Source organism: Paraburkholderia dilworthii, assembly GCF_000472525.1.
Classification (GTDB): domain Bacteria; phylum Pseudomonadota; class Gammaproteobacteria; order Burkholderiales; family Burkholderiaceae; genus Paraburkholderia; species Paraburkholderia dilworthii.
Genome location: NZ_AWZT01000034.1, coordinates 36,960 through 49,014 on the forward strand (window position 1 = coordinate 36,960; position 12,055 = coordinate 49,014).

The 12,055-nt window shown below is 63.2% G+C and carries 12 protein-coding genes; 9 read left to right on the forward strand and 3 right to left on the reverse strand.

The window, feature by feature from the left end:
* Window positions 1–21 precede the first annotated feature (21 nt).
* The 5 genes from F759_RS0124835 to F759_RS0124855 all read left to right on the forward strand — a co-directional run bounded on the left by F759_RS0124835 (window position 22) and on the right by F759_RS0124855 (window position 5,012).
* Window positions 22–1,347 carry a UxaA family hydrolase gene (locus F759_RS0124835; RefSeq protein ID WP_027802243.1) on the forward strand — a complete coding sequence of 442 codons (1,326 nt, stop codon included), beginning with the start codon at window positions 22–24 and terminating at the stop codon, window positions 1,345–1,347.
* A gap of 79 nt (window positions 1,348–1,426) precedes the next feature.
* Complete coding sequence (locus F759_RS0124840; RefSeq protein WP_027802244.1) at window positions 1,427–2,467, forward strand: aldo/keto reductase; 1,041 nt, start codon at window positions 1,427–1,429, stop codon at window positions 2,465–2,467.
* A 7-nt stretch (window positions 2,468–2,474) separates the two neighbouring features.
* Window positions 2,475–3,305 (forward strand): amidohydrolase family protein, encoded by an 831-nt coding sequence (locus tag F759_RS0124845; RefSeq protein WP_027802245.1) that lies wholly within the window; start codon window positions 2,475–2,477, stop codon window positions 3,303–3,305.
* 39 nt (window positions 3,306–3,344) lie between these two features.
* Window positions 3,345–4,088, forward strand: a complete 744-nt coding sequence (locus F759_RS0124850; protein ID WP_027802246.1) for an SDR family oxidoreductase — start codon at window positions 3,345–3,347, stop codon at window positions 4,086–4,088.
* Window positions 4,089–4,163: 75 nt separating this feature from the next.
* Window positions 4,164–5,012, forward strand: coding sequence for an ureidoglycolate lyase (locus F759_RS0124855; protein WP_027802247.1), 849 nt, complete (start codon window positions 4,164–4,166; stop codon window positions 5,010–5,012).
* A 40-nt stretch (window positions 5,013–5,052) separates the two neighbouring features.
* Here the strand turns inward: F759_RS0124855 and F759_RS0124860 are convergent, their stop codons facing one another.
* Entirely contained in the window at window positions 5,053–5,487 is a 435-nt protein-coding gene (locus tag F759_RS0124860; RefSeq protein WP_027802248.1) for a PaaI family thioesterase, read from the reverse strand.
* A gap of 280 nt (window positions 5,488–5,767) precedes the next feature.
* Here F759_RS0124860 and F759_RS0124865 point away from each other — a divergent pair, with 280 nt between their 5' ends.
* The gene (locus F759_RS0124865; protein WP_027802249.1) at window positions 5,768–7,390 is read left to right on the forward strand and encodes a methyl-accepting chemotaxis protein; all 1,623 of its coding nucleotides are present in this window, start codon (window positions 5,768–5,770) and stop codon (window positions 7,388–7,390) included.
* Window positions 7,391–7,501: 111 nt separating this feature from the next.
* On the opposite strand, the gene F759_RS0124870 is transcribed toward F759_RS0124865, so the two are convergent.
* Complete coding sequence (locus F759_RS0124870) at window positions 7,502–7,705, reverse strand: cold-shock protein (RefSeq protein ID WP_027802250.1); 204 nt, start codon at window positions 7,703–7,705, stop codon at window positions 7,502–7,504.
* 218 nt (window positions 7,706–7,923) lie between these two features.
* On the opposite strand from F759_RS0124870, the gene F759_RS41215 reads away from it, so the two are divergent.
* A complete protein-coding gene (locus F759_RS41215; RefSeq protein ID WP_084534335.1) occupies window positions 7,924–8,199 on the forward strand; it encodes a hypothetical protein in 276 nt (91 codons plus the stop codon).
* 115 nt (window positions 8,200–8,314) lie between these two features.
* On the opposite strand, the gene F759_RS0124875 is transcribed toward F759_RS41215, so the two are convergent.
* Window positions 8,315–9,424: an AGE family epimerase/isomerase gene (locus tag F759_RS0124875; RefSeq protein ID WP_027802251.1), complete on the reverse strand. Its 1,110-nt coding sequence runs from the start codon at window positions 9,422–9,424 to the stop codon at window positions 8,315–8,317.
* Window positions 9,425–9,665: 241 nt separating this feature from the next.
* Here F759_RS0124875 and F759_RS0124880 point away from each other — a divergent pair, with 241 nt between their 5' ends.
* On the forward strand, window positions 9,666–10,352 hold the full coding sequence (locus F759_RS0124880; protein ID WP_027802252.1) for an MgtC/SapB family protein: 687 nt from the start codon (window positions 9,666–9,668) through the stop codon (window positions 10,350–10,352).
* 131 nt (window positions 10,353–10,483) lie between these two features.
* Complete coding sequence (locus F759_RS0124890) at window positions 10,484–12,028, forward strand: hypothetical protein (RefSeq protein WP_027802253.1); 1,545 nt, start codon at window positions 10,484–10,486, stop codon at window positions 12,026–12,028.
* The last annotated feature ends 27 nt before the right edge of the window (window positions 12,029–12,055 follow it).

Here is a 12,055-nt window from a genome sequence, read left to right on the forward strand (position 1 = left end):
TCGCGCTGCGCTGGAACGATCATGACTGACACTTCCGTAGCAACCGCCACCACGCAGCAGCCGATGCTCGAAGGCTACCCGCGCAGCGACGGCCGCAAAGGCATCCGCAATGTGGTCGCGGTCGCGTATCTGGTCGAGTGCGCGCATCACGTGGCGCGCGAGATCGTCACCCAGTTCCGCGAGCCGCTCGACGCGTTCGGTGACACGCTTGCCGACGCTTCAGCCGGGCGCGAGCCGCCCGTGCATCTGATCGGCTTTCCCGGCTGCTATCCGAACGGATACGCGGAGAAAATGCTCGAGCGGCTCACCACGCACCCTAACGTCGGGGCGGTGTTGTTCGTCTCGCTCGGATGCGAGAGCATGAACAAGCACTATCTCGTCGATGTGGTGCGCGCAAGCGGCCGGCCCGTCGAAGTGCTGACGATCCAGGAGAAGGGCGGCACGCGCAGCACGATTCAATATGGCGTCGACTGGGTTCGCGGCGCGCGCAAGCAACTCGCCGCGCAAAAGAAAGTGCCGATGGCGCTGAGCGAACTTGTCATCGGCACGATTTGCGGCGGCTCGGACGGCACGAGCGGTATCACCGCGAATCCGGCGGTGGGTCGCGCGTTCGATCATCTGATCGATGCGGGCGCGACCTGTATCTTCGAGGAAACGGGCGAACTGGTGGGCTGCGAGTTTCATATGAAGACGCGCGCGGCGCGGCCCGAACTCGGCGATGCGATTGTCGAGTGCGTCGCGAAAGCGGCGCGCTATTACTCCATTCTCGGCCACGGCAGTTTTGCAGTCGGCAACGCAGACGGCGGCCTCACCACGCAGGAAGAAAAATCGCTAGGCGCGTATGCGAAAAGCGGCGCGTCGCCGATTGCGGGTATCGTCAAGCCGGGCGATATTCCGCCGACCGGCGGCCTGTATTTGCTCGATGTCGTGCCCGACGGCGAACCGCGTTTCGGCTTTCCGAACATTAGCGACAACGCCGAAATCGGCGAGCTAATTGCGTGCGGCGCGCATGTGATTCTGTTCACGACCGGGCGCGGTTCGGTGGTCGGCTCGGCGATCTCGCCGGTCATCAAGGTGTGCGCAAATCCCGCCACGTATCGCAATCTCGCCGGCGACATGGACGTGGACGCGGGCCGTATCCTCGAAGGCCGCGGCACGCTCGACGAAGTGGGACGCGAAGTGTTCGACCAGACGGTGGCGGTGTCGCAGGGCGCGGCTTCCAAGTCGGAAATGCTGGGTCATCAGGAATTCATCCTGACCTACAAGAGTTTTGAGCCGGTGGGGCCAGCATGCTTGCCTTTGAGCGTTGCGCCGCTGCGGCGCGCGGTTGCCGTGGAGTCGCACTGAGCGTTGGCTTAGGGTGTGATAAAAAGACATGCAACGGCAACCATTTGCATGCGACGAGAGCAAGAAGGAGACACGCTCAATGACTGCAACGAACGGTTCGAAAATCCAGCAGCACCGGCGCGTTGGCCGGGGCGCGCTGAAAGTAACCGGATTGAGCCTCGGCACGGCGCCGCTCGGCGGCTTATATCGCGATCTGTCCGATGAAGAAGCGCAGGCGACCGTCGCGGCCGCGTGGGACGCCGGCGTGCGCTATTTCGACACCGCGCCGCATTACGGCCACACCAAAGCGGAGCATCGTCTCGGCGACGCTTTGCGCCGCTATCCGCGCAGCGAGTATGTGTTATCGACCAAAGTGGGCCGCCGTTTCGTACCGCGCACCACGCCCTACGACGGCACGGAAGGCTGGCAGAATCCGCTGCCCTTCGAAGCGATTTACGACTACACGCACGACGGCATTCTGCGTTCGTTCGAAGACAGCCAGCAGCGGCTCGGCATTGTCGAGATCGACATTCTGCTGGTTCACGACATCGGCCGCGTCACGCACGGCGAAAACAATCCTCACTACTGGCGACAACTGACCGAAGGCGGCGGCTTTCGCGCGCTCGACGAGCTGCGCTCGGCCGGCGCGGTCGAGGCGGTGGGGCTCGGCGTCAATGAAGGCGCGGTCATACTCGACGCAATGGCCGAGTTCGATATCGATTGCGCGTTGCTTGCGGGCCGTTATACGCTCCTCGAACAGGCGACGCTCAACGACCTCTTGCCGGCATGCGAAAGGCGCGGCGTCAGCATCCTGTTAGGCGGCGCTTTCAACTCGGGCATTCTGGCGCGCGGCGTCGAAGGTGATCTGAAATTCAATTATGGCGAGGCGCCGCGCGAAGTCATCGAGCGTGTCGCGCGGTTGGAGGCAGTGTGCCGCGATCACGGCGTGCCGCTCGCCGCCGCAGCCTTGCAGTTTCCGTATGCGCATCCGGCGGTCGCCACCGTGCTGACCGGCGCGCGCAGTGCCGACGAATTGCGTGAGAACGCTGCGTCGTTCGAGTTGCCGATCCCCGCGGCGTTATGGTCTGCGTTGCACGAGGATGGCTTGCTCGACAGCCGCGCGCCCGCGCCAGAGGACTAATCCGAAGATGCATATCGATGCGCATCAGCACTATTGGAACCCCGCTCGCGGCGATTACGAATGGCTCACGCCGGAGCTCGAGATTCTGTACCGGCCGTTCGGCCCGGCGGATCTGAAACCGTTGCGCGAGAAAGCGGGCATCGGGAGAACGGTCGTCGTGCAGGCGGCGCCCACCATCGACGAAACGCGTTATCTGCTGGACATTGCGCGCGAGGAGCCGTCCATTGCAGGAGTGGTCGGTTGGGTGCCGCTTCTGCTGCCGACCGCGCCGGCTTTAATCGGAGCGCTCGCCCAGGCGCCGAAGTTCAAGGGCGTGCGGCCGATGCTGCAAGACCTGCCCGACGATACCTGGATCGCGAACCCCGACCTTGCGCCGGCCATCGAAGCGCTGATCGCGCACGATCTTGCTTTCGACGCGCTGATCTACGCGCGCCATGTCGAGCATGTGGAAACTTTCGCGCGGCGTTTTCCGGCGCTGCGCATCGTGATCGATCACGGCGCGAAGCCGCCCATCCGCTACGGCCAGGCGGGCTGGCAAACATGGGCCGATGCGATCGCGCGGCTCGCGAAGCTGCCGGGCGTGTATTGCAAGCTATCCGGGCTCGCGACCGAGGCATCGCCTGGCTGGACCGAAGAAACGCTGCGGCCGTACGTCGAGCATCTGTTGGCTACCTTCGGGCCGGCGCGGCTCATGTGGGGCAGCGATTGGCCCGTGCTCGAACTGAATGGCGATTATCTGCTGTGGCATTCGGTGGCGACCACGCTGCTTGCGTCGCTTGACGACGGCGAGCGCGAAGCGGTTTTCGGCGGCAACGCCGCTGCGTTTTATCGACTGTGATGTGACGAAGAGATTTAGCCCATTCAACTGGAGTCGTAGATGACACAAAGACTGGCCGGCAAGACAGCATTGATTACCGCTGCGGGACAAGGCATTGGCCTCGCGACCGCCGAAATGTTCGCACGCGAAGGCGCGCGCGTGATTGCCACCGACATCCGTATCGAAGCGCTCGCGGGCAAGCCGGTCGAGGCGCGCAAGCTCGACGTGCTCGACGGCGACGCCATCAAGGCTCTGGCCGCCGAACTCGGTCCGATCGACGTGCTGTTCAACTGTGCAGGCTTCGTGCATGCGGGTTCGATTCTCGAATGCAGCGAAGAAGATTGGGACTTCGCCTTCGACCTGAACGCGAAGGCAATGTACCGGATGATTCGCGCGTTCCTGCCCGCGATGATCGAGCGCGGCGGCGGCTCGATCATCAATATGTCGTCGGCGGCGTCGAGCGTGAAAGGCGTGCCGAACCGCTTCGCGTATAGCGCGTCGAAGGCGGCGGTCATCGGGCTGACCAAGTCGGTTGCCGCGGATTTCATCACGCGTGGTGTACGCTGTAACGCGATCTGCCCGGGTACGGTGTCGTCGCCGTCGCTCGAACAGCGGATCGCGGCGCAGGCGGCCGCGCAAGGCGCGACGCTCGAAGCGGTGCAGGCGGCGTTTGTCGCGCGCCAGCCGATGGGCCGCATCGGCAAGCCCGATGAGATTGCTGCGCTGGCGCTGTATCTCGCGTCGGACGAGTCGGCGTTCACGACCGGTCACGCACATGTGATCGATGGCGGCTGGTCGAACTGACACACGCGGCTGCATAAGCCAACGCACACTGACGTATCAACCGAACACCACTGAAACCCAGAGGAAAGTGCAACGATGAAACTGCTTCGTTACGGGCCGAAAGGCCAGGAAAAGCCGGGCTTGCTCGACGCGCAAGGCAAGATTCGCGATCTGTCCGGCGTGGTTGCCGACATCGACGGCGCGGCGCTGACCGACGAGAGCCTTGCCAAACTTCGCGCGCTCGATCCCGCTTCGTTGCCGGTCGTGGAAGGCAATCCGCGCATGGGTCCGTGCGTCGGCAAGATCGGCAAGTTCATCTGCATCGGCTTGAATTACGCGGATCATGCTGCCGAGTCGAATCTGCCTGTGCCGGCCGAGCCGGTGATCTTCAACAAGTGGACGAGCGCGATCTCCGGCCCGAACGACGACGTCGAAATTCCGCGCGGCTCGAAGAAGACCGATTGGGAAGTGGAGCTCGGCGTCGTGATCGGCAAACCGGCCAAGTATGTCGACGAAGCGAATGCGCTCGATTATGTCGCCGGCTATTGCGTGATCAACGACGTGTCGGAACGCGAATGGCAGATCGAACGCGGCGGTACATGGGACAAGGGCAAGGGCTTCGACACGTTCGGCCCGATCGGCCCGTGGATGGTCACGCGCGACGAAGTCGCCGATCCGCAGAACCTCAGCCTGTGGCTCGAAGTGGACGGTCACCGCTATCAGAACGGCAGCACGAAGACGATGGTGTTCGGCGTCGCGAAGCTCGTCTCGTATGTGTCACAGTGCATGAGCCTGCAACCGGGCGATGTCATATCCACCGGCACGCCGCCGGGCGTCGGCATGGGTGTGAAGCCGAATCCGGTGTATCTGAAGCCGGGCCAGACGATTCGCCTCGGCATCGAAGGCCTCGGCGAGCAAACGCAAAAGACGTACTCCGCGGAGTAAGTTCTTTGCGAACCGGCGCCGGGCGCGTGAGCCTTCAGCGTTAGCTCGCCGGTTCGTGGTCGCCGTTCTCGCCGATCCGGTTGACCGTGCCTTGCGCAACCGCGACGAGTTTCTCGCGGTTGCCGTCCATCACAAAGATGTTGCATTGGCAGGTCGCCTGATGGCGGCCCGCATACACCACCTTCGCCCGCGCGATCAGCGTGCCGTTCACCGCGGGGCGCAGATAGTTGATCTTATATTCTCCCGTCACGACCTTCGGCCCGAGCAACAGCGCGCCCGCAAACGTCAGCGCGTTGTCGGCGAGATAGCTGATCACGCCGCCATGCACGAAGCCGTGCTGCTGCCGCAATTCATCGCGGATCGGCAGGCTCAGCGTCAGTTCGTCGGTGCCCGTGTACATCAACTCCGCGCCTAGCAGCACGCTGAACGGCTGAGCGTGCAATGCGCCGCGCGCCCGGTCGAGTAGGTCAGTCATTGTGATTCCTTCGAGGAAGGCCCGCGGTGGCATCGCGCACTGGCGTGCGGTCGTCAGTCCCTACCCACTCTAGGAAGCGCCGACGCACGCCGTCAAGGTGAATCGGAAATATCTGCTTGGCATTGTTGCGTGGAACGACAGAAATGCGGACGTTGGACGACGTAGGGGCGACGTAAAGGCAACGTAAGACGAACTTTGACGAATTTGAGCTTAAGCAAACCCCGATGCTGCCGTTAACCCTGACGTAGCTCCCGTTATTCTTTGCCTTCAGGTGTTCACGATGTTCAGCAAGATCAAGGTCGCATCCGGCCTGTTGTGTGTTCTGGCCGCGTTTTGCGTTTTCCAGCTTGTCACGGTGGGTCTGGGTTTCTGGTCATTGACGCGTACGCATGACGACGTTGGCGACCTTTCGAACATCGCGCTCAAGCAGGTGGATGCCGTCAACGAAACGACGCAGCATCTGATGGACGCCCGCATCAACCTGTCGCGCGCCGGTACGCGGATGGTGCGCGGCGGCGCGGAGCCGACCGACATCGTTCAGCATGCGCGTGAGCAGCTTACGGCCGCCGAGCAGTCGTTCAACGCCTTCATGAGCGCACCGAAGACCAGCGACGAAAACGGCGCCCGCGCGGCGGCTCTCGCCGAACGCTACAAGAAGCTGCACGGCGCGCTGACCGAACTCGCGCAGTTTCTCGATGCAAACAACATCCAGGCATTTCTCGACCAGCCGACGCAGTCGTTCCAGGACGGGTATTTGACCGAACTGCATAACTTCACGCAGTTCGGCAATTCGGCGAGTCGCGCATCGCTCGATTCCATCGACACCCGCATGGCCACCTTCCGGGCCGTCAGCATTGTGATTCTGCTGGCGCTGGTCGGCGGGACGTTCGCGGTGCATATGGCGTTGCGCCGCGGCGTGGTCGCACCGCTCGAGGAAGCCGGCCGTCACTTCGAGCGCATCGCGCAAGGGCGTCTCGATCAGCCGATCGCTGCGCGTGGCACCAACGAAATCGGCCGGCTCTTCTCAGGCCTTGCCAGAATGCAGGCGAGCGTCGCGCGAACCGTGCAGACCGTGCGCGAATCGGCCGACTCGATTCACCTGGGCGCCGATGAAATCGCGACCGGCAACGCCGATCTGTCCGCACGCACCGAAAACCAGGCGGCATCCCTCGAAGAAACTGCGTCGAGCATGGAAGAATTGACGGCCACCGTGCGTCAGAACGCCGACCACGCGCGCGAAGCGAATGCACTCGCCGAGACGGCTCTCGAGGCGACGTCGCGCGGCAGCGAAGTAGTCGACAAGGTGGTGGACAAGATGCGCGGCATTGCGCAGAGCTCGGACAAGATCGCCGAGATCATTTCGGTGATCGACGGCATTGCGTTCCAGACGAATATTCTCGCGCTCAATGCTGCCGTCGAGGCGGCGCGCGCCGGCGAACAGGGCCGCGGCTTCGCGGTCGTGGCCGGCGAAGTGCGCGGGCTGGCACAGCGCAGCGCGCAGTCGGCGAAGGAAATCAAGACGCTGATCAGCGAATCGGTCGCGGAAATTCAGGGCGGCTCCGCACTCGTGGAACATGCCGGCGAAGCGATGAGCAATGTGTCCGCCTCGATTTCGCGCGTCACGCAGATGATGGCGGAGATCAGCGCATCGTCGCTTGAGCAAAGCACGGGCATCGAGCAGGTGAACCAGGCCGTCGTGCAGATGGACGAGATGACGCAGCAGAATGCCGCGCTCGTCGAGCAGGCGGCGGCAGCGGCGGCTTCGCTGCATCAACAGACCCAGCAATTGAAGCAGGCGGTTTCCGTGTTCGAAATTTCGGAGGCTGTGTTGCGCACACAACAGATCGATGAAATGCCGACGGAAATGATGCAACTTGGGTTGTCGGGAATGCGCGCGATTTAAATTGTTCGCGCTCAAAAATCGGGCAACCGGAAAAGAAAAATGGCCCGCGAAAGCGGGCCATTCTTGTATTAGGCGCAAGCGCCTAAGCGTGCGTCGGCGTACCGTTGGTACTTAGGCCGGCGTGATGTTAGCAGCTTGCTTGCCCTTCGGGCCCTGCTTCACTTCGAACGTCACTTTCTGGTTTTCCTGCAGGGACTTAAAGCCGCTGCCTTGAACTTCCGAAAAGTGTGCAAACAGGTCTTCGCCGCCGTCGTCCGGCGTGATGAAACCAAAGCCCTTTGCATCGTTAAACCACTTCACAGTACCTGTTGCCATTTTTGATCCAGTAAATGTTGTGTATTGCATTCGCGACCGCTATTTCTCAAATCGAGATCGAGCGCGAAGTAGGAGTTGTATCACGTCTTTATGACGGATGCCAATCAACCAGTATTCGGGTATTCCCAGGTTTCGGCCTTTTCGACGTGTCGAGGGCACGAAAAAGGATGTGCCTCCGGGTAGGGTAAACTGCTTGTATTACTCTCCCAGGAAAAACATTGACACATTATTTGCAGGAAGAACTGACGTCGTTCTGGAGTCGTTTGACCCCGTATCTCGCGGTATTGGAGTCTAAATCCCCCCAAGAAGACGCACCGGACCCGGTCGGCCGCATCACTGTGGATGCCGATGATCGCCAGGCCTTCGCCCTCCACACCACCGACCGCAAGCCGCAAGGCGATACGTCGGAAACGCCTACTGGCCAAAGCGCCACTTATATGCGATCCAGATCTGCCGGGAGCGACTGGGGTCCGTGGCAGCGAGAAGAGTATTGATCGACCGGGCTGTCCGGGCCAGTCGCCTCGCGGCGAATGTTTGGCGGATGCCGCCAGACGGCAACACCGCCGCGCATGGCGGATCGGCTGGCTTCCGCACTGGTCTGCCGGCGTTTCAGGCTGGCAACGCGTGGAAAGCGGTTGCAAGGTGATAAGGCGTGGTCGACGGCATGTCGGCACGCGCCACGTCTCCGGCTGAGGTCTTGCATTCGAACCAGCCTTGCGGACGCAAGAATCGCTGCTGGAACAGTTCAATTTGCCGCGGCAGAGCCGCGCGCACGAGCGGCTCGTCGTGGCTCGCGAGCGCGCGCAAATATTCCGTTTGCGCCCAGATGCGCTGCGTTGGGTCCTTGATCCGGCCGTTTTCATCGAGCGACGCGCACACGCCGCCCGTTTCCTGATTCACGCCATTGCGTTGTGCGAAGTCGAACGCGCGCGTCAGTGTTTCCGCGAGCCCTGAACCTTCGAAGAGCGCGCCCGCCTGCCTCGCGAGCCAGAACCATTCGAACTGATGGCCGGGCTCCAGGCGATTGTCGTCGGTGCCGATCGGCAATTCGGCGATGCAGCCCGACGGCGCATGCACGAAGTGACGAGCGACCGCGCCGGCCAGGCGCCGCAGCGCGGCGTCGAAAGCGTTGTCGCGCGTGGCTTCGCGGGCCGCCAGCCAGGCTTCGGTCAGATGCATCAACGGATTCTGAACCGGTGTGCCAGGCACCTCGGCGAAGTCGGCGGTGAGCGCTGCATTGAAGAGATCGTCCTCAGCGGCAAAGTGCGACTGAATCAGAGCCGACGTCCGATGCACGATTTCCAGCGCGTCGCGATTTCCGGAACGCCGGCCATATTCCGCACAGGCGAATACGACGAACGCATGCGTGTACAGGTCTTTGGCGGTGTCGAGCGGGGCGCCTTGCTGGTCGACGCTGTAGAACCAACCGCCGTGTTTCGTGTCCTGAAAAGTGTGCGTGAGGGAATCGAACAAAACGTGCGCGTGGGCCGCGTCGCCGGCTTCCGAGAACACGAAGAGTTGGCGTGCGCAAGCCATTGCCCGATAGCGTAGCGCGGGCGCTGGACGATGATCTTCTGCGCCGAGCGCTTCGTACGGCAGCTTGAGCGCGGTGTTGAAACCCGGCCCGTGCCACATCGGCAGGATCACGCCGTTGAAGTGCTCGCGCAGCCCCGCGGCGAGCGCGATGGTTCGGGCGGCGTCAGGGTTCGTGCTGGACATGGTCATATTTCAAAGCGGTGTTCTAAAACGCCCGTGGAAGCGGGCCTGATTCTGGCGGTAGTGCGACTGGCGGTGGAGCACCGGCAAGCAGCCTGTAGCGCGAGCAGCATGTGCAAGTGATGCAGCGGGTACAGCGCGAGCAGCGGCGGCGTGCGGGCTAGCATAATGCAAACGGATTCCGGCCGGCGCCCAAAATGGACGAGGACAACACTTCAAATAATTTGAAGAAGGAGAGAGCACCGTGCTGGGCAACCTTGAACTCATCTCCCGTCTGGTGTTGGCTGCGGCGCTCGGCAGCGTGATTGGCTTCGAGCGTGAGCGTCTGTCATGGGCTGCGGGATTGCGCACGCATATGCTGGTGTGCGTAGGGTCGGCGCTGATCATGATCGTGTCGGCTTACGGTTTCGCCGAAGTGCTCACCGGCGAACACGTAGTACTCGATCCGTCCCGGATGGCGGCCCAGGTCGTTTCGGGGATCGGCTTTCTGGGCGCCGGTTCGATCCTGCTGCGCGGCGAAATCGTGCGCGGGCTGACGACGGCCGCGAGCCTCTGGTCGGTCGCAGCGATCGGCCTGGCGGTCGGCGGCGGACTCTATACGGCGTCGATTGCGGCGACCATCATCATTCTGATCATCCTCGCGGGCATCAAGCCGCTCGAGCGGCGATTCATCACGGTCAGGCAGCGGCGCCAGGTGACCATGCTCGTCGAGCGCGGCGCCATGACGTTTCACTCGCTGCACGACGAACTGGGCGCAGCCAGCCCGCGCGTCAAACAATTCGTCATGCAGCAAAGCGACGAAACGCCGGAGTACGACGAGGTAATGATTACCCTGCATCGCGTGTCGAACGTTGAATACGAGGCGATTTGCACGCGCTTGCGCCAACTGCGCGGCGTCAAGGAATTCAGGCAAGACGACGCATCGGCCTAAAAACCGGAAATCGTCTGCGAACGGCTTCGGTGGCGGCGGACGCCATGCGACAATGCGGTCTCGAAAAATTCCAACGGCATTGACGAGCGGTGCCGGCGCCCGCTCTCATGGCGACGATCGCTTTTTTCTCTATGGCAGATTCCGCAGTATCCACACAGTCCCGGCCTCCGCGCGGCGCTTCCACGACGAAGCGCCGCGAGGCCACCGTCTCGACCGAAACCGAAAAAAAGCTGGCGCGCGCTGCGCGCTCGGCACAACGCCTCGCGCAACTGAGCGACGCCTCGCGCGACGACGGCACGCTCGACCTGTTCCCCGACGATCCCACCCGTGCCACGCTGGAAGCGATGAATATCGACATCCGCCAAGGCACGTTGCACGGTTTTGAACTGCCCGATGCGGTGCTGGCGGCCGTAGGCGCGCTGGATGCGCCGAACGATAGCGCGTCGACGGACGCTAAAACGGCGCGCCGGGCGCCTCGCGCGGCCAGGACCGATGAGCCGGCCGGCCTCGATGCGCAATTGAGCGGGCTGGAAATGGAGCCGTCGACGGTGGCTGCCGATGCCGATGCCGATGCCGATGCGGATGCGGATGCTGCGCGGAAGGCGACTGCTGTGGGTGCCGCTGAGCACCAAAATGCGGTGGCATCGGCGCGCGAAGCGGCTTCTCCGCTGACGCCCGCCACGGCGGCCGCGACGGTGGCGCGCAGTGTGACGGCGCTGCGTCAGGCAGCCGAGCGGGGCGTGGGGAAGGCGGATTCTCCGCACGGCGGTACGTCGCAGGCGGGCAGCAAAACTTCGCAGCTATTGACTGCTGATGGGCAAACCGAAGCGGCGGTTGCACGCCCCGCGGGTGTAACGGGGGCGTCCGCCGCGAACACATACGGCGGAGTCGCTGAGCCGGACGCTGAGCGGGCATCGGCGCGCGAGGCGAGAAGATCTGCGCGAGCGGATAGCTCGGCGAAGGAGCCACGCACGACTTCGGATGCATCCGCACGCGAAACGGCGCTGTCGATGGCCAAGGATGTGTCCGCGCGCCAAACGACGTCACGCACGACCGCCGACGCATCCGCACGCGAGACGGCGCTGTCGCCGGCCAACGAAGCATCCGCACGCCAAACGACGCCACCCTCGACCACGCCGACCTCCGCACGCGCCGGCACAGCTTTCACCACATCCCGGCAGGAAGCACAGCGCGAAGAAGCCGCCGCTGCTGCATTGCGCGCCGCGCCGGAACTCGATCGCGCGCGGGCGACGGCCTTCGCGGACACGGTCGACGCGCTCTACGGCGTGATTGCCGACCAGCGCCGAGCAGCGACGGACCATTCGCGCCGTATGAAATGGATGCTGTCGATCGTGGTCGGTGCGCTGCTTATGACGGTCGCGATTGGCATCACGCAGACCGTACTTTTGATGCGCCTCACGCGCGAAACCACCGCACAACAGCATCGCATCGAACAGATGATGCAAAGCCAGCAGACCGCGATGGCCAGTGTGCTCGGCATGCAAATGGCGATGGCCAATGCAGCCGGCAACGCCGCCTCGCGGACGCCGGCACCGGTAGTCACGCAGGTGCCCGTAGCGCCGCAGCAAGCGCCCTCAGTGCCGGCATCCGCGAACAGCAAGCGCGCCGTTCATGCGCGACACAACCACAAGCCGAAAACGGCCGACTCCCACTGACAGTCTCCGAGCGCCCGCCGCGCCGGC

What these genes read in the sequence shown, in the direction of transcription:
- F759_RS0124870 (WP_027802250.1), bottom strand. Translation starts at nt 7,705, where the DNA reads ATGGCAACAGGTACTGTGAAGTGGTTTAACGATGCAAAGGGCTTTGGT.
- F759_RS0124865 (WP_027802249.1), top strand. Translation starts at nt 5,768, where the DNA reads ATGTTCAGCAAGATCAAGGTCGCATCCGGCCTGTTGTGTGTTCTGGCC.
- F759_RS0124840 (WP_027802244.1), top strand. Translation starts at nt 1,427, where the DNA reads ATGACTGCAACGAACGGTTCGAAAATCCAGCAGCACCGGCGCGTTGGC.
- F759_RS0124875 (WP_027802251.1), bottom strand. Translation starts at nt 9,424, where the DNA reads ATGTCCAGCACGAACCCTGACGCCGCCCGAACCATCGCGCTCGCCGCG.
- F759_RS0124860 (WP_027802248.1), bottom strand. Translation starts at nt 5,487, where the DNA reads ATGACTGACCTACTCGACCGGGCGCGCGGCGCATTGCACGCTCAGCCG.
- F759_RS0124850 (WP_027802246.1), top strand. Translation starts at nt 3,345, where the DNA reads ATGACACAAAGACTGGCCGGCAAGACAGCATTGATTACCGCTGCGGGA.
- F759_RS0124845 (WP_027802245.1), top strand. Translation starts at nt 2,475, where the DNA reads ATGCATATCGATGCGCATCAGCACTATTGGAACCCCGCTCGCGGCGAT.
- F759_RS0124835 (WP_027802243.1), top strand. Translation starts at nt 22, where the DNA reads ATGACTGACACTTCCGTAGCAACCGCCACCACGCAGCAGCCGATGCTC.
- F759_RS0124855 (WP_027802247.1), top strand. Translation starts at nt 4,164, where the DNA reads ATGAAACTGCTTCGTTACGGGCCGAAAGGCCAGGAAAAGCCGGGCTTG.
- F759_RS0124890 (WP_027802253.1), top strand. Translation starts at nt 10,484, where the DNA reads ATGGCAGATTCCGCAGTATCCACACAGTCCCGGCCTCCGCGCGGCGCT.